The following is a 16,308-nucleotide window of genomic DNA, read 5'->3' as shown; positions in this document are numbered from 1 at the left end:
CGGGCAAACAAGGGAGACACCGCGATCGTTACCAACGAGACCGAGCCTTTTGCCGCCGACCGCCTGCTGCTGTTCGGCGCCACGGGCGACCTGTCGCAGCGCATGTTGCTGCCCTCGCTCTGCGCGCTCGACGCCGACGGATTGCTGGCCGACGACCTCAGGATCGTCTGCACCGCGCGCAGCGAGCACGACACGCAGGGCTTCCGCCATTTCGCGCGCGAGGCGATCGAGAAGTTCCTGCCCGCCGGGCGCCGCGGCAGCCTGGCGACCTTCCTCAACCGGATCGAATACGTCCCCGTCGATGCGCTGACGCCCGAGGGATACGACGAGCTGGCGAAGGTTGTGGGAGAGCCCGCGCGCGGCCTCGCCATCTTCCTCTCCACCGCGCCGAGCCTGTTCGAACCGACGATCGCCGGTCTCGAACGCGTGGGGCTGACGGGCGGCAACAGCCGCATCGCGCTGGAAAAGCCGCTCGGCACCGACCTCGCCTCTAGCTGCGAAATCAACGACGCGGTCGCCGCGGCCTTCCCCGAACGCCGCATTTTCCGGATCGACCATTACCTGGGCAAGGAGACGGTGCAGAACCTGCTCGCACTGCGCTTTGCCAACATCATGTTCGAACCGCTGTGGAACGCCGAACATATCGACCACGTGCAGATCACCGTGGCGGAGACGGTCGGGCTGGAAGGCCGCGTCGCCTTTTATGACGATGCCGGCGCGCTGCGCGACATGGTGCAGAACCACATGCTGCAGCTGCTGGCGCTGGTGGCGATGGAGCCGCCCAGCAGCTTCGATTCCACCGCCGTGCGCGACGAGAAGGTCAAGGTCCTGCGCGCGCTGCGCCGCGTGGAGGAAAGCGAGACCGTGCGCGGCCAGTACCGCGCCGGCGCCGTGGGCGGCGAGGCCGTGCCGGGTTACGACGAGGAGCTGGGCAAGGACAGCGACACCGAAACCTTCGTCGCGATCAAGGCCCATGTCGACAACTGGCGCTGGAAGGGCGTGCCCTTCTACCTGCGCCACGGCAAGCGCCTGCCCAAGCGGCGCACGGAAATCCTCGTCCAGTTCCGCTGTATCCCGCATTCGATCTTCGAAGGCCGCGGCGCGCGCACCGAGCCCAACCGCCTGCTGATCGGTATCCAGCCGGAAGAGAACATCAGCCTGCAGGTGATGGCCAAGGTGCCCGGCCTTGCCAGCGAAGGCGTGCGGCTGCGGCCCGTCCCGCTCGACATCGCCATGCCCGATGCCTTCAGCGAAAAGACCCGCCGGATCGCTTACGAGCGCCTGCTGCTCGACCTGATCCACGGCGACCAGACGCTGTTCGTCCGGCGCGACGAGGTGGAAGCCCAGTGGGAATGGATCGACGCGATCCGCGCCCTGTGGGCCGACAGCGGCGAGAGCCCCAAGACCTACACCGCCGGATCGTGGGGGCCGAGCGCGGCGGTCGCCCTGGCCGAACGCGGAGGAGTAAGCTGGAATGAGTAATCTCGATCCCCGCATCGCGCGTATAACCGACCGGATCATCGAGCGTTCGAAACCCGGCCGCACCGCCTATCTCGAACTGATGGAGCGGGAGCGGGAGCGTGCGCCGGAGAAATCCTCCGTCAGCTGCTCCAACCTCGCCCATGCCTTTGCCGGCGCGCTGGAGGACCAGGAGGCGCTGAAGCAGGGGCGCGGGCCGAACCTCGCGATCGTCACCAGCTACAACGACATGCTTTCCGCCCACCAGCCCTATGGCCGGTATCCGGAGCGGATGAAGATCTACGCCCGCGAAGTCGGCGCCACCACGCAGGTCGCGGGCGGGACGCCGGCGATGTGCGACGGGGTGACGCAGGGGCAGGACGGCATGGAACTGTCGCTGTTCAGCCGCGATGCCATCGCGCTCGCCACCGGTATCGCGATGAGCCACGCGGTCTATGACGGCATGGCCATGCTGGGCATCTGCGACAAGATCGTGCCCGGCTTGTTGATCGGCGCGCTGCGCTTCGGCCACCTTCCCGGCCTGTTCGTGCCGAGCGGGCCGATGCCGACCGGCATTTCCAACAAGGAAAAGCAGCGCGTCCGCCAGCTTTACGCGGAAGGGAAGGTGGGCCGCGACGAATTGCTGGAAAGCGAAAGCGCGAGCTACCACTCGCCCGGCACCTGCACGTTCTTCGGCACGGCCAATTCTAACCAGATGATGATGGAGATGATGGGCCTGCACATCCCGGGCAGCGCCTTCGTCCAGCCCGGCACGAAGCTGCGTCAGGCGCTCGACCGCAAGGCCGTCCACCGGCTCGTCGAAATCGGCGAGGACGGGGGCGACTATCGCCCGCTGGCGCAATGCGTGGACGAAAAGGCCATCGTCAACGCCGCGGTCGGCCTGCTCGCCACGGGTGGGTCGACCAACCACGCGATCCACATCCCTGCCATGGCGCGCGCCGCCGGCATCGTCTTCGACTGGGACGATCTTGCCGAACTGAGCCACGCCGTGCCGCTGATCGCGCGCGTCTATCCCAACGGGTCGGGCGACGTGAACCATTTCCACGACGCCGGCGGCATGGGCTACGTGATCGGGCAGTTGCTCGAAGCCGGCCTCGCCCACCGCGACGTGTTGACCGTGTGGGACGGCGACCTGTCCGCCTATGCGATGGAGCCGGGGCTGGACGGCGACGACCTCGCCTATCGCGAAACCGGCCCCAGCGGCGACGACACGATGCTGAAGCCCGCCAGCGATCCCTTCCAGCCAGACGGCGGCATGCGCCTCGTCACCGGGAACCTTGGCCGGGCGTGTTTCAAGACCAGCGCCGTGGACAGGGAACGCTGGACAATCGAGGCGCCGTGCCGCGTGTTCCAGACCCAGCATGACGTCGCTGAAGCGTTCAAGGCGGGCGAGCTCGACCGCGACGTGGTGGTGGTGGTCCGGTTCCAGGGGCCGCGCGCCAACGGCATGCCCGAACTCCACAAGCTGACCCCGGCACTGGGCGTGCTGCAGGACCGCGGATATCGCGTCGCGCTCGTCACCGACGGGCGGATGAGCGGCGCGAGCGGCAAGGTCCCGGCGGCCATACACTGTTCACCCGAAGCGCTGGGCGGCGGGCCGCTGAGCAGGGTGCGCGATGGGGACGTGGTGAAACTGTGCGCCGAAACCGGCTCGCTTTCCACCGATGCGGACCTCAATGCGCGCGAACCCGCGCCGGAGCCCGCGCCCGACATCGGCGTGGGCCGCGAGCTTTTCGCCATGTTCCGCCTCCATGCCGACGAGGCCGAAAAGGGAGGCAGCGCCATGCTCGCTGCGGCAGGATTATGAGACAGCTCGTTTCCGTCGATATCGGCGGCACCCACGCCCGCTTTGCCATCGCCACGCTGGCGGACGACGGCAGCATCGAATTGGGCGAGCCGGAAACGCTTCACACGGTCGATCACGCCAGCTTCCAGACTGCGTGGGAGGATTTCCGCGAACGCAAGGGCGGCACCCTGCCGCGCAATGTTTCCATCGCCATCGCCGGGCCGGTGGGCGGGGACGTGATCAAGTTCACCAACAACCCGTGGATCATCCGCCCGGCGCTGGTGAAGGAGAAGCTGGACGTAGACGCCTATACCATCGTCAACGATTTCGGCGCAGTCGGCCATGCGGTCGCGCGGGCGGGGGACGAACATTTCATCCACCTGACCGGGCCGGAGCAGCCGCTGGCCGAAGAGGGTACGATCAGCGTGCTCGGCCCCGGCACCGGCCTCGGCGTGGCGCATCTCTACCGCGACGGTGAAGGCGGCTACCGCGTGCAGGCGACCGAGGGCGGCCATATTGATTTCGCCCCGCTCGACCTGATCGAGGACGCGATCCTCGCCCGGCTGCGCAAGCGCCACAACCGCGTGTCGGTGGAACGCGTGGTGGCAGGCCCCGCTATCGTCGACATCTACCAGACGCTTGCCGAAATGGAGGGCAAACCGACCCGCCAGGAAGACGATGTGGCGATCTGGACGCGCGGCATGGAAGTGGGCGACAGCGTTGCGGCCGCCGCAGTCGACCGCTTCTGCCTCTCGCTCGGCAGCGTCGCAGGCGACATCGCGCTGGCGCAGGGCGGCTTCGGCGGCGTCGTGATTGCCGGCGGCCTCGGCTTCCGCATCCGCGACACGCTGCTGAAATCGGGCTTTGCCGAACGGTTCCGCGCCAAGGGACGCTTCGAAAGCCTGATGGGCACTATCCCCGTAAAACTCATTACCCACCCGCAGCCCGGCCTGTTCGGCGCTGCCGCAGCCTTTGCCACGGAGCATCCCGAATGAGCGATATCGCCGCCATCATGCAGACCGCGCCGGTCATCCCGGTTATCGTGATCGACGACGTCGGCCAGGCACGCCCTCTTGCCGAAGCGCTGGTCGCCGGCGGGCTCAAGGTCCTGGAAGTGACCCTGCGCACCCCCGCCGCGCTCGATGCGATCCGCGCGATGAAGGATGTGGACGGCGCGATCGTGGGCGCGGGCACGGTGACCGGGCCGGAAACCTACCACGCCGCGCGCGAGGCAGGCTCCGAATTTATCGTCAGCCCGGGTCTTACCGAAAGCCTCGCCAAGACCATCGCCCGCGACGGCATCCCCTTCCTGCCCGGCATCGCGACGGCCGGCGACATCATGCGCGGGATGGACATGGGCCTGTCGCACTTCAAGTTCTTCCCCGCCGAAGCCGCCGGCGGCCGCCCGGCCCTGAAGGCGCTGGCCGCCCCGTTCCACGAAGCGAAATTCTGCCCCACCGGCGGCATTTCGGAAGAGACCGCGGCCGACTGGCTCGCCATCGATCCGGTGCTGTGCGTGGGCGGCAGCTGGGTCGCCCCGCGTGGCGGCACCGATTACGCCGCCATCGAGGACGCCGCGCGAAAGGCCAGCTTGCTGGGGAGCGGAGGCGCCGCATGAGGACGCTCGACACGCTGACCACCCACCTCGCCAATCTCCACGGACGGACGTCGGAAACCCCGCTTTTCAACCCGGTGTTCCAGACCGGACTCGACCTGTCCCGCATGCTCGAAGGGGGGGACATCGACCTCGACGGATTCGAGGCTATCGTCGAGGAACTGGAAGCCGAAGCCATGGGCAGCCGCGCGCGGCGCCTGCAACGCGTCATCGCGCCCGCGCGCAACGACGCGCGGCTGGGCGAGCTGGTGGAGGCATCGGGCGATTTCGAGGATTTCGCCGCTCGCTGGCAGCGCCCTGCCCTTCACGCCGTCTTCACCGCCCACCCCACGTTCCTGCTCACCGCCGACCAGACCGATGCCATCGCCGCTGCCGCAACGGGTGACGGTACGGCGGATGCGCAGATCGACGCCGATCCGGAGCGCCGCCCCGTCACGCTGGTGTACGAGCACGAGCGGGCCATGCGCGCCATCGCCAACGGGGCGCAGGCGCGCGACCGCATCGTCGCCGCGGCGCTCGAAAGCGCGAAGGCCGCATGGCCGGACCGCTGGCACGATCTTGCCCTCATGCCGTTCCGCTTCGCCAGCTGGGTCGGTTACGACATGGACGGGCGGACCGACATCGGCTGGAACACCTCCATCGGTTTCCGCCTGACGGAAAAGGCCGCACGGCTCGGCGCATATGCCGATCGGCTGGCGGAGATCGACGCGGGCCACGAGCTGGTGGACACGCTGCGCCGTGCAGCCACGGCAGCGCAGGGCCACGCCGACACGTTCCGCGGCGAATTCTCCGACCCCGAAACGCTGAGCGCCGCGGCCAACGCGCTGAGCGCGGACGATCCCGACAAGCTGGTCTCGCTGGCCCCCCTCATCGAGCGGCTCGAAAGCGACGCGCGCGCCGATGGCGCCGATGCGGTCGCGCTGAAGACACTCGCCGCCGCGATGCGCGCCGACGGCCTCGGCTGTGGCTGGGTGCATTTCCGCGTCAACGCCAGCCAGCTTGGGAATGCGATCCGCCGCCGGATCGACCCCGACGGCATGCTCGATCTGTCGAGCCGCCTCGCCCTCGTCCGCCTGCGCGAAAAGCTTGACGCGGTCCGTCCGCTAGACAGCAATTTCGCCGCCGTCGCCATCGAGAGCAGCACCGCCATCCGCCAGTTCCTGGTGATGGCGCAGATCCTCAAGCACATCGACGCCGACGCGCCGATCCGCATGTTGATCGCCGAATGCGAACAGCCCGCCACGGTGCTCGCCGCGCTCTACTTCGCGAAGCTGTTCGGCATCGCGGACAAGGTCGACGTGTCACCCCTGTTCGAGACCGAGAGCGCGCTGGAACACGGCGGCCGCTTCCTCGACGCGCTGCTGGCGGAGCCGGCCTTCCAGTCCTATGCCAAGGAGCGCGGCCGGGTCTGCATCCAGACCGGCTTTTCCGACGCCGGCCGCTTCGTCGGACAGATTCCCGCCAGCCTCGCCATCGAGCGGCTGCAGGGGCGCATGGCTTCCGCCATGGCCGACAATGGCCTGACGGACTGCGCAGCGCTGATCTTCAACACCCACGGCGAAAGCATGGGTCGCGGCGCGCATCCCGACGGGTTCGCCGACCGGCTGACATGGCCGCTCAGCACCTGGGCGCGCAGCCGTTTCGCCCGGCGCGGCATCGCGGTGGAAGCCGAAGCCAGCTTCCAGGGCGGCGACGGCTATCTCTACTTCGCGACGCCGGAGCTGGCGCTTGCCACGCTCGGCACCATCCTCGCCGAAACGCCGGAGGTTAGGGCTGAGAACGACGATCCGTTCTACACCCGCACCGACCTCAGCCTCGATTTCTACCGCGCCATCCGCGACGCGCAGCACGACTATCTCGAAAGCCGGGCCTATTCGCGCAGCATCACCGCCTTCGGCCTCGGCCTGCTCAATTCCACCGGCAGTCGGGTGAGCCGCCGCCAGTCCGACCTCGCGGCAGAGCGCGACATGAGCCTGCGCCAGATCCGCGCCATCCCGCACAACGCGATCCTCCAGCAGCTCGGCTACCCGGTCAACGTGGTGGCCGGCATCGGCACCGCGGCAGACGGGGTGGAGGAAGACATCGCGCAGCTGATCGCGTACAGCGAGCGCGGGCGGCAGGCCATCGCGCTTGCCCGCGCGTCCAACGCGCTTGCCAGCATCAAGACGGTGGCCGCCCACGGCGAGCTGTTCAACGCCGCATACTGGGCCAGCCGGCCCTATCGCGGTACCGAAACCCACTTGTCGCAGGCGTGCGAGGGCCTGGCCGAATACCTCGCCGGGGACGAGCGGTCCTCGCTCTTCCGCCAGCTAGCCTCGCGCCTGCGCGTCGATGCGCTGAAATTCCACCGCCTGCTCGACCTGCTGCCCGAAGCGGAGCCCGCGCCCAATCGCGAATACAAGCGCCGCGTGATCGGCGCCGCGCAGGCCCTGCGCCTGGCGCTGATCCAGCACATGTTCCTGAAAGCCATTTCCGTGCCCGCCTTCAGTCGCGCCAACGATGTGGCGCGCGACGACGTGCTGGAAATGGTTTTCTCGCTCAGGATCGACGACGCGCTGGCGCAGCTCAACCGCGCATTCCCGACCAGCTTCCCGCAACTGGACGATTTCAGCGTCGACGCGCCGACCGGCTATCCCGATGGCGACGGCGAAGGCTACAGCGCGATCCGCCAGCAGTATATCGACCCGCTGGAGCGTGCCTATGCGCTGGTCCTGCGCCTCGGTGCGACCATCGCCCACCAGTTCGGCGCGCACGGTTGATGGACTTCAAACCCGCAATTCTGTAGGTCCGCAGCGGTCGCGCAACCCTGCGAGTTTCCTTCCAGTCCATGCCCAACAGTCCCGCCCTCGCGCGCGCATCCGACATCGCGCCCGTCGACCCGCCGGTTATTACCCCGCCGGTCGATCCCGGGCGCGCGGCGATGCTGGTGGAATTCGGCGTGAAGCGGCATGCGCGGGTCGTTCTGGCTCGCCTGCGAGCCACGGCACGAAAAACCGCACGCGCGGGGCTACGAAGGCGCGGTAACGGCGCGCCGCTGCGCTCCGTCTACGGCGTCGACCTCGTCGCCAATTTTCGTGACAAGACGTTCCGCTATTGCCTTTATGGGACCTACGGCACCTATTTCTCGGACTTCCTGAAGCGCCAGCGCCAGCCCTTCGCCTTCCTCGATATCGGGGCGAACCAGGGGCTCTATTCGCTGATCGCCGGGACCAATCCGGCCTGCACGCAGGTCCTCTCCTTCGAACCCGTGGGCCGGACGCACGCCCTGCTCGGCGCGAACCTTGCCGTGAACGGCCTGTCGGGCAAGGCGCGGGCGATCAATGCGGGCGTATCCGACCGGGGGGGCACGGCCGCAATCTGCGTCAAGCCCGGCCACAGCGGCGTTGCCTCGCTCGACCGGCCGGGATCGGACGGTTTCGGCGGGACGGAGACGATCACCCTCGTCTCCGGCACCGACGTGGCCGGACTGGTCGGGGGCACCGAGCCGGTGATCGTCAAGATCGACGTCGAGGGGCACGAGGCGACGGTGGTGAGAGCACTGGCGGCAAGCCCGCTGATCGACCGGGTGGCCGCCGTGTTCTACGAAATGGACGAGCGCTGGGCCGATGCCGCCGCAGTGGAAGCGACGCTGCGAGCTGCGGGCTTCACCCGCTTCCGCAAGCACGGTCTCGGCCGTCATTACGACGTGATGGCCCTGCGCTGATCGGCCGCTGGCGGCCCGCGCGTTAACCTCTTGCCCTGCCGCGTCTCGCATAGGGACGCCGGCCCGCATCGGCTGGATTTTCGGCGGAATTGCGCGCATACAGGCCGCCATGAACCCTATCGTGAAATGGATTGGCGGTGCGACGCTGCTGGTGCTGGCCCTGCTGGTAACGGCCGGCGTGTCCTCGCGCCTGTTCATGGGCAGCGCAGCCGAAGCATCGACGCAGGACGCTACGATCGAGGCCGAAGCGGTTCTGGAGCAGGGTGAGGAAACAAAGCCGCAGGCGAAGGAAGAGAAACTCGATTCCCCCTTCGTCATCAAGCGCATCCTGCCCATAGACGGGCCTATCAAGTACGGCGAATGGCACTGGGACGATGAAGGCGTGCCCGATGGCCCGCTGGTCATCACCGTCGACCTCGAAGCCCGCGTTATCTCCGTCTTCCGCGACGGTTACGAAATCGGCGCGGCGGCCGTGCTGCTGGGGACGGATAACCACCCCACCCCGCTCGGCGTCTTCCCGATCCTTGAGAAAAACAAGGACAATATCTCCAGCATCTACAACGTGCCGATGCCCTATACGCTGCGGCTGACATGGGACGGTATCTCGATCCATTCGAGCGAGGTGGAGAACGGCTTTGCCAGCCATGGCTGCATCGGCACGCCCGATGCATTCGCCGCCAAGCTGTTCGCCATCGCCAAGCTGGGCGACCGCGTGATCATCACCCGCGGCGAAAAGGCCGGGATCGGCACCAGCCTCGCCAGCTGATCAGGCGCGGCCCTGAGATTGGCCCGACGATCGGCGTGCCGGTTCTGGGCGGCATGTCGCCCGGTCGCCTTTCACCTCCACGAGCACACCGGCCACGTTGCCCTTCCCCCCGTCGGCGAGGCGCACGGCAATCCGGCGCGTATCTCCGAAGGCGGGAGCGCCGCCGAGCTTCGCGATAGCGCGGTCGAGCGCGCGCGCGTTGAGTTCGGCGTGTGCGGTCCACGCGAAGCCGATCTTGCCGTCGGCCTCGGTCAGTTCCACCTCCGCGATGGCCTGCAAGGTCGCCTCCGCCTCTGCGAGGTAAGCAGCGGAGCGGGCCATGGCGACGGGGTCCAGCCAATCGGCATGGCCCAGCACTTGCCGCATCCGTACGCGTTCGAAGGCGGTGTCGGTGTTGCTGGGATCCTCGACATGGTCCTGATCCGCCTGGCGCAGGATGTCGCGCAGCTCCGCGCGGCGGAAGGCGAGCAGCGGGCGGACCACGGGAACACTCAGCCCCTCCATCACCGTGCGGGGACGGATCCCGGCGAGCCCTGCCAGCCCGCTGCCGCGATTGAGCCGCATCAGCAGGGTCTCGGCCTGGTCGTCGGCGTGGTGGGCGGTGGCGATGGCGGAGACTCGGGCTTCTCGCGCCCAGTCGCCCAGCGCGCGGTAACGGGCGATGCGCGCCTGTTCCTGCCGGTTGCCCGCTGCCACTTCGACTTCCAGCACCGTGCACGCGATGCCGAGCGCCTCGCAGGCGGCCGCGACGAAGCGGCATTCCCCGGCCGCTTCCGGGCGCAATCCGTGATCGATGGTGGCGACGGCAATGTCGATGTCGCTCGCGTGGGCGAGGCGCAGCATCGCCATGCTGTCGGCCCCGCCCGACACGGCGAGACCCAGCCGGCCTCCTTCGTCCCAGACGCCGCGCAAGCCGTCGGCGAAGCGCCCGAGCAGCGCCCCGTCGATCGCGCCGCCGGTCATCGCATCAGCTGCAGGTAACCTTGCCGCGATTGGCATCGTATTGCGCCTGCAACCGCCCAGCGGCGAGCGCAGGGTAAGTCTCGCCGAACTCGGCCAGCGCGATGCAGGCGCGGCGATCGTCGTCCAGCGCGATCATCGCTTCGGCAAGGTAGAGCAGGCTGTCGGGCGCGCGGTCGGCCGTCTTGTCGGAATTGTAGTTCTGCAGGAACCACGTCGCCGCCTCGCGCGGCTGCCCGTTGTCGAGATAGGCGCGGCCGAGCAGGTTGCGGCCATAGGTCGCGCGCCAGTGGCTGGGGTAGCGGTCAACGAACATGCGCAGCTGCTGCTGGGCTTCGGGATAGAAGCCCGCGTCCCACAGGCGGAAGCCATAGCTGTATTCGTCGTCCGCCGCATCGTCCGTCTGCGGCTTGGCGATGGCCTGCACCGCGGCAACCCGTTCCGGCGTGGGATCGGCTGCGGGCGGCGGGGTGGCAGTCGTCGCCGCGACGGTGCTGGCAGGCACGACGGCGGTGGGCGTCGGGGTCGCAACCACCGGCGCGGCACCCGCGGCCTCCAGCGCGTCGAGCCGCGTGCCCATCTGGCGCAGCATGTTGTCGTTTTCTTCCGTACGCGCGGTCAGGCGGGCGAGCTGGCCTTCCAGCGCATCGAGCCGCGCGAGGATGTCCGTCACCGCCGTGGTCGATGCCGGGCCCTGCTGCGGGTAAGTGATGGTCGCCTGCCCGCCCTGCTGGCCGCGCTGGGTTTCGGACGTGACTTCGGGCGTGAAATAGCGGTTGTCGCCGCCGGGGAAGACCACCCGCTGCAGCGCGCGGACTTCCGCCTCCAGCTTGCGGACGCGGGCATCCTCGTCCTGTGCGAAAGCGGGGGCGGGGACCATGCCGAGCCCCGTCACCAGCACCGCGCCGCCGATCGCCGCCTGGATCGTCGGGCGCAAGTTCGAACCGGTCAGTTTCGCGAAAACCATCGTCAATTCTCTCCCGTCAAGGTCCGCATCGCCTAGGCCGGCGCGGCGAAACCTGCGATGAATGTCACTCGTTCGCCGTGGCGGCAGCGGCAGGCGCAGCGGGGCTTTCCCCCCGCGCCAGCAGCGCCTCTGCGGTCACGGGGATATCCTTCATGACCTGGTCGTCTTCGGCAAGCTTCGGCACGCTCTGTCCACCGATGGTTATCGCCAGAGCGTCGGGCCGGCCGGTCCACACCTGCGGGCCGTTGGCGTCGGCAGGCACGGAGTAGGTTTCACCTTCCGCCATCTGCTTCTGCATCAGCTGCGCACCGCTGGCATCGTAGAACTTGACCCAGATGCCTTCTTCAAGCGCGGTGAAGACCACTTCGCCGGACGGTGCGGGGGCGCTTGCCGTGGCGGCCGCGCCCTCGTCTTCTTCCGCCGCGGCTTCCGCCGCCGCGCGCCGTTCCGCCGCAGTCAGCGATTCCAGTTCCGCGCCTGGATTGAAGTAAGTCGCGTAAAAGGCATAGGCGCCGCCCAGCAGCAGGATCAGGGCGATGAAGGAAACGAGCCCCACCTTCGAGGACGGCACCCGGTCGGGGTCGATCGGATCGTATTCGCCGATGACGCGCGACGGGCGCGGGTCTTCCATCGCCAGCTCGTTCTTCACCGCCTGCGCCGTATCGGCCTGCGACATGCCGACCACGCGGGCGTAGTTCTTGGCGAAACCGATGGCATAGGTGCGGCCGGGCAGCGCATCGAAATCGCCCGCTTCGATCAGCTCCAGATGGCGTTCGGTGATGCGGGTTTCGGCCGATACCTGCGCCAGGCTCAGCCCGCGCGCTTCCCGCGATGCGCGCAGCTGCGCGCCGATGCGCGGCGGACCGCCGGCGTCATTTCCATGCCCGTGTTCGAATTCTTCGTCGCTCATTCCCGTATCCCGACCCGATACCCCGTCCAGAGCCCCCGTTTCCGTCCCCTGCCCGCACCAATCCGATTGCGGAAGGGGCAAGTCAAGCGCAGCGTCGGAAAATTACAACCGCCCGCCTCAATCGTGCGCGATGCCGCGTTCGTCCGCCCACGCCGACAGGGCGGCGCGCATGTCCAGCGGCGGATTGAGCAGCCAGCCGTTCATCGCCGCGCCGATTTCCGCAAGGTCCACCTTGCGCACCAGTTCCTTGATGGGGCCGACGCCGGCGGGGGTAATCGACAGGCGGCGGATGCCGAGGCCGAGCAGCGCGAGCGCTTCCAGCGGGCGCCCCCCCATCTCCCCGCATACGGCAAGGTCGACCGGCGTCGGCGCTGCCTGCGTCGTCTGCACCACGCGGGCGAGGAAGCGCAGGATCGCCGGGCTGAGCCAGTCGTAGCGCTGCGCCAGTTTCGGGTTGGCGCGGTCGGCAGCGAAGAGGAACTGGGTGAGGTCGTTGGTGCCGATCGACAGGAACGACAGCTTGGGCAGCAGCAGGTCGAGCACTTCGGCCAGTGCCGGCACTTCCAGCATCGCACCGAAGCGGATCGCCTCGGGCAATTTCGCCTTGCGGCTGCGCAGGAAAGCGAGCTGGTCGTCGAAGATCGCCTTGGCCGCGTCGAATTCCCACGGTTCGGACACCAGCGGGAACATCACGTTAAGCTCCCGCCCGGCTGCCGCTTCCAGCAGGGCACGCGCCTGCAGTTTCAGCAGGCCTTCTCGCTCCAGCGCGAGGCGCAGCGCACGCCAGCCCATCGCGGGGTTCTCGTCCGCCGAGGCGCCTTCGTTGCGCAGGTAGGGAAGCGACTTGTCGCCGCCGATATCGACCGTGCGGAAGATCACCGGCTTGCCGTCCGCCGCGTCGAGTACATCGCGGTAGAGCCGCAATTGCCGCTCCCGCGCCGGCAGGGCGGCGGACACGAGGAACTGGAATTCGGTGCGGAACAGCCCGATCCCGTCCGCACCGACCAGCTTCAGCGATGTCAGGTCGTCGCGCAGCCCGCCGTTCATCATCACCGTGATCCGCGTGCCGTCGCGGGTGAAGGGCTCCACGTCGCGCAGCTGGGCAAGCTCGGCCTGCCGTTTCTTCGATTGCGCGAAGCGCGCCTCGAACGCGTCGACCAGCGCGGCCTGCGGGCGGATGGTCACCTGCCCCTTGTCCGCGTCGAGCAGCAGCGTGTCGCCTTCCGCCACCAGCGCGCGCAGGTTGGCGACGCGGCCCAGCACCGGCACGCCCATCGCGCGCGCCACGATGACCACGTGCGCGGTCAGCGAGCCTTCTTCCAGCACCACGCCTTTCAGCCGACGGCGGTCGTATTCGAGCAATTCCGCCGGGCCGAGGTTGCGGGCGATCAGGATCGCATCTTCGCGCAGGCCCTTGGTCGCCGCCGTGCCGAGCTGGCCGGACACGATGCGGAGCAGGCGGTTGGCCAGGTCCTCCAGGTCGTGCATCCGGTCCGCCAGCAGCGGATCGTCGATCTCGCGCATGCGCATGCGGGTGCGCTGCTGCACGCGCTCGATTGCGGCCTCCGCGGTCAGGCCGCTGTCGATCGCCTCGTTGATGCGGCGGCCCCAGCCTTCGTCGTAGGCGAACATCCTGTAGGTCGCGAGGACCTCCTCATGCTCGCCGCCGGTGCCGAATTCGGCCTGGCTGGTCATGTTGTCGATCTGCTCGCGCATCGTGTCGAAGGCGCGGTAGACCCGCTGACGCTCCGCCTCGATATCCTCCGCCATCGTGTGTTCGATGGTGACGCGCGGCTGGTGGAAGACGGCCCGCCCGCTGCCCAGCCCCTTGGCCAGCACCAGCCCTTCGGCCTGCACCTGCCCATCGTGCTGCAGGGATTTGGCCTGCTCGGTATCGACCAGCCCGGCGTTGTCGATCAGTTCGGACAACACCATCGCCACGGTCTGCAGCGCCTCGATCTCCACCTCTTCGTAGCGGCGCGGATCGACATGCTGCACGTTGACCACGCCGATGGCGCGCGCCTGGCGCACAATGGGCACGCCGGCGAAGCTGTGGAACCGCTCCTCGCCTGTTTCGGGGCGGAACATGAAGTCCGGATGGGCCTTGGCCTCTGCCAGGTTCAGCGTCTCGACATTCTGGGCGATGGTGCCGGTCAGCCCTTCGCCGATGCCCATGCGGGTGACGTGCACGGCGGACTTGTTGAGGCCGCGCGTCGCAAACAGCTCCAGCATGCCGTCGCGCAGCAGGTAGATCGAGCAGACCTCGCTATCGAGCTCTTCCCCGATGATGTCGACCACCCGGTCGAGCTTGTCCTGCGCGCTGGTGCGCGAGGCCATCACGTCGTGTAGGCGCGTGAGGATCGAGCGGGCGGAGGAGGCGGCGGTCATCGTCCGCCGGTCCTATCCGATATGGCGGGCGCTGCAAACCGGGCGGCGGTGAAAACCATGCCCGGATTGCAGGCCCTATATGTGTCAGGCGCCGCCTAGATGTGGGCGAGCTCTTCCTTGATGGCGAGCTTCTGCTTCTTGAGGCCGGAAATGGTTGCATCGTCAGGTGCCGGGCGCGCCATTTCCGAAGCGATCATCTGCTCCAGCCTGGCATGCTTGGTTTCGAGGGCGGCAACGTGGGACGATGACATAGACACATCTCCTTGTTTCACTTTTGCGACTCGGACGAGGCGTCACAAGTCGAGGTGGCATGGAACCACACAAAGGGTTAACACGGCAAGGATAGAGCCATCGCGGTCGTCCCGAATCCGGCACGGCTCAGGGTCCGGGCGAAGCGATCCGGCGACAGGAAGAGAACGGCGTGACCGAAGACGAATTGCGCAAGCGACTGGCAACGCTGCAAACCGAACACCGCGACCTAGACGCCGCCATCGACGCGCTGCTGCGCGCGGGCAGCCACGACCAGATGCAGATCGCTCGGCTGAAAAAGCGCAAGCTGGCACTGAAAGACCAGATCGCCGTGGTGCAGGACCATCTCTTGCCAGATATTATAGCGTAAGGTGAGCTTGAAAAATGGCCGCACCGCGGGATCGCGCCCGGTTTTTCTAAGGCTAGATACGAAGCGGTGCGGGCTTCAAGATCCGTGCAAAGAGAGCGACTAACTCGTTAGAAAGCGACGACGTGCAGCAAGCCATAGAAAACGTATGACCAGCAGCAGCACTATCAAGGCTCCGAATGCTTCGGTCTGGCCCCAACGTTCCTCCACCCGATCAAATACTGTGACGGGAATCATAAGGCTAGCAAAGCCGAAAAATTCGATCGTATAGTATCGGAATTTGAAGTTGCTGAATAAGCGCATTCATATCTCGCAGTGACATAGGCCCTCGGTTTGACACTCCACCGCGGCAGTGACCCGGGATATGCTAGCTCCTTTAATATCTTCCAAAACCTGACCGCATGATCGTGGAAAGGCCTCACCGCACCGCGCAGGCGGTGCCAGAGGCCGACCGGCCGACCGCAGCGGCCTCGCAGCCGGAACGAAGTCCCGGCGGAGAGAATAGCCGCGAGGACGACCGCGCGGAGGCGCGGTCATGAAACAAGAGAGTCCCGAATTGCGACAGTCCCGAAATGGCATGGGGATGACTGCGACAGGCTCTGGACGCGGGGCGCCGCGCGGGTTTAGCGAACGCTCACAATGCGGGATCATGCGGACATCAACGCGCCCATAGTGGAGGCGCTGTACGAGGAAGGGCTCGAACTGGCCGACCGCGTGCGCGCGGCCTTCGACCTGTCGGGCCGGATCGATGCGGCGGCCGAGGACGAGGATTTCGCCCGTATCGCCCTGTCGTGCGAGGCGCTGCGCTGCACCACGCGGATGATGCACGCACTCGCCTGGCTGCTCAACCAGCGGGCCTATTTCAACGGCGAGATGAGCGAGTTCCAGCTGCGCCGCCACGGCCGGCTGGCGAAGCGGCAGCCCGATGGCGACCGCCAGCAGCTGGCCGCACTGCCGGTGCGGATCGTGACGCTGGTTGCCGAAACGCAGCGCTTCTACCAGCGGATCGAGCGGCTGGACGCCGCGTGGCGCGAACGTTTCGCCATGCAGCCGCCCGCGATCGAGCGCCTGCGCCAGCGGCTCGAAGCCTCGCTCGCCGCGCTCTAACTCGCCGCCTT

14 protein-coding genes are annotated in these 16,308 nt (G+C 67.5%); 9 read left to right on the top strand and 5 right to left on the bottom strand.

Translation table 11 applies throughout. The features are described from left to right. Positions 1-24: 24 nt before the first annotated feature. The 7 genes from zwf to VCJ71_RS11740 all read left to right on the top strand — a co-directional run bounded on the left by zwf (position 25) and on the right by VCJ71_RS11740 (position 9,349). On the top strand, positions 25-1,482 hold the full coding sequence (gene zwf, locus VCJ71_RS11770; RefSeq protein ID WP_324641536.1) for a glucose-6-phosphate dehydrogenase: 1,458 nt from the start codon (positions 25-27) through the stop codon (positions 1,480-1,482). Beyond that, positions 1,475-3,286 carry a phosphogluconate dehydratase gene (gene edd, locus VCJ71_RS11765; protein ID WP_324641324.1) on the top strand — a complete coding sequence of 604 codons (1,812 nt, stop codon included), beginning with the start codon at positions 1,475-1,477 and terminating at the stop codon, positions 3,284-3,286. Before zwf ends, edd begins: the two co-directional genes overlap by 8 nt. Next, on the top strand, positions 3,283-4,260 hold the full coding sequence (glk, locus tag VCJ71_RS11760) for a glucokinase (RefSeq protein WP_324641323.1): 978 nt from the start codon (positions 3,283-3,285) through the stop codon (positions 4,258-4,260). Before edd ends, glk begins: the two co-directional genes overlap by 4 nt. After that, a complete protein-coding gene (gene eda / locus VCJ71_RS11755) occupies positions 4,257-4,883 on the top strand; it encodes a bifunctional 4-hydroxy-2-oxoglutarate aldolase/2-dehydro-3-deoxy-phosphogluconate aldolase (protein WP_324641322.1) in 627 nt (208 codons plus the stop codon). The genes glk and eda overlap by 4 nt, the downstream gene beginning before the upstream one ends. Next, the gene (locus VCJ71_RS11750; protein WP_324641321.1) at positions 4,880-7,639 is read left to right on the top strand and encodes a phosphoenolpyruvate carboxylase; all 2,760 of its coding nucleotides are present in this window, start codon (positions 4,880-4,882) and stop codon (positions 7,637-7,639) included. Before eda ends, VCJ71_RS11750 begins: the two co-directional genes overlap by 4 nt. Positions 7,640-7,707: 68 nt before the next feature. Next, on the top strand, positions 7,708-8,583 hold the full coding sequence (locus VCJ71_RS11745; protein WP_324641320.1) for an FkbM family methyltransferase: 876 nt from the start codon (positions 7,708-7,710) through the stop codon (positions 8,581-8,583). 109 nt (positions 8,584-8,692) lie between these two features. Beyond that, positions 8,693-9,349, top strand: a complete 657-nt coding sequence (locus tag VCJ71_RS11740; protein ID WP_324641319.1) for a L,D-transpeptidase family protein — start codon at positions 8,693-8,695, stop codon at positions 9,347-9,349. Here VCJ71_RS11740 and tilS read toward each other — a convergent pair whose 3' ends face one another. The 5 genes from tilS to VCJ71_RS11715 all read right to left on the bottom strand — a co-directional run bounded on the left by tilS (position 9,350) and on the right by VCJ71_RS11715 (position 14,825). Then, on the bottom strand, positions 9,350-10,312 hold the full coding sequence (gene tilS, locus VCJ71_RS11735) for a tRNA lysidine(34) synthetase TilS (protein ID WP_324641318.1): 963 nt from the start codon (positions 10,310-10,312) through the stop codon (positions 9,350-9,352). It lies immediately after the preceding gene. A 4-nt stretch (positions 10,313-10,316) separates the two neighbouring features. Then, on the bottom strand, positions 10,317-11,276 hold the full coding sequence (locus tag VCJ71_RS11730; protein WP_324641317.1) for a tetratricopeptide repeat protein: 960 nt from the start codon (positions 11,274-11,276) through the stop codon (positions 10,317-10,319). A gap of 64 nt (positions 11,277-11,340) precedes the next feature. Then, a complete protein-coding gene (locus VCJ71_RS11725) occupies positions 11,341-12,186 on the bottom strand; it encodes a helix-turn-helix domain-containing protein (RefSeq protein WP_324641316.1) in 846 nt (281 codons plus the stop codon). 117 nt (positions 12,187-12,303) lie between these two features. Then, positions 12,304-14,574, bottom strand: a complete 2,271-nt coding sequence (gene ptsP / locus VCJ71_RS11720; RefSeq protein WP_324641315.1) for a phosphoenolpyruvate--protein phosphotransferase — start codon at positions 14,572-14,574, stop codon at positions 12,304-12,306. 95 nt (positions 14,575-14,669) lie between these two features. Continuing rightward, complete coding sequence (locus tag VCJ71_RS11715; protein WP_290134422.1) at positions 14,670-14,825, bottom strand: YdcH family protein; 156 nt, start codon at positions 14,823-14,825, stop codon at positions 14,670-14,672. Between the two features lie 170 nt (positions 14,826-14,995). On the opposite strand from VCJ71_RS11715, the gene VCJ71_RS11710 reads away from it, so the two are divergent. Both VCJ71_RS11710 and VCJ71_RS11705 read left to right on the top strand, forming a co-directional pair. After that, positions 14,996-15,193, top strand: a complete 198-nt coding sequence (locus VCJ71_RS11710) for a YdcH family protein (RefSeq protein WP_290134421.1) — start codon at positions 14,996-14,998, stop codon at positions 15,191-15,193. Positions 15,194-15,829: 636 nt separating this feature from the next. Beyond that, positions 15,830-16,297, top strand: a complete 468-nt coding sequence (locus VCJ71_RS11705; RefSeq protein ID WP_324641314.1) for a DUF1465 family protein — start codon at positions 15,830-15,832, stop codon at positions 16,295-16,297. The last annotated feature ends 11 nt before the right edge of the window (positions 16,298-16,308 follow it).

The sequence above is a fragment of the Pseudoblastomonas aquimaris genome, from assembly GCF_035481675.1.
In the GTDB taxonomy this organism is placed as follows: domain Bacteria; phylum Pseudomonadota; class Alphaproteobacteria; order Sphingomonadales; family Sphingomonadaceae; genus Alteriqipengyuania_B.
The sequence above is the reverse complement of the archived record's forward strand: the minus strand, read 5'-3'. Positions and strand labels throughout refer to the sequence as shown.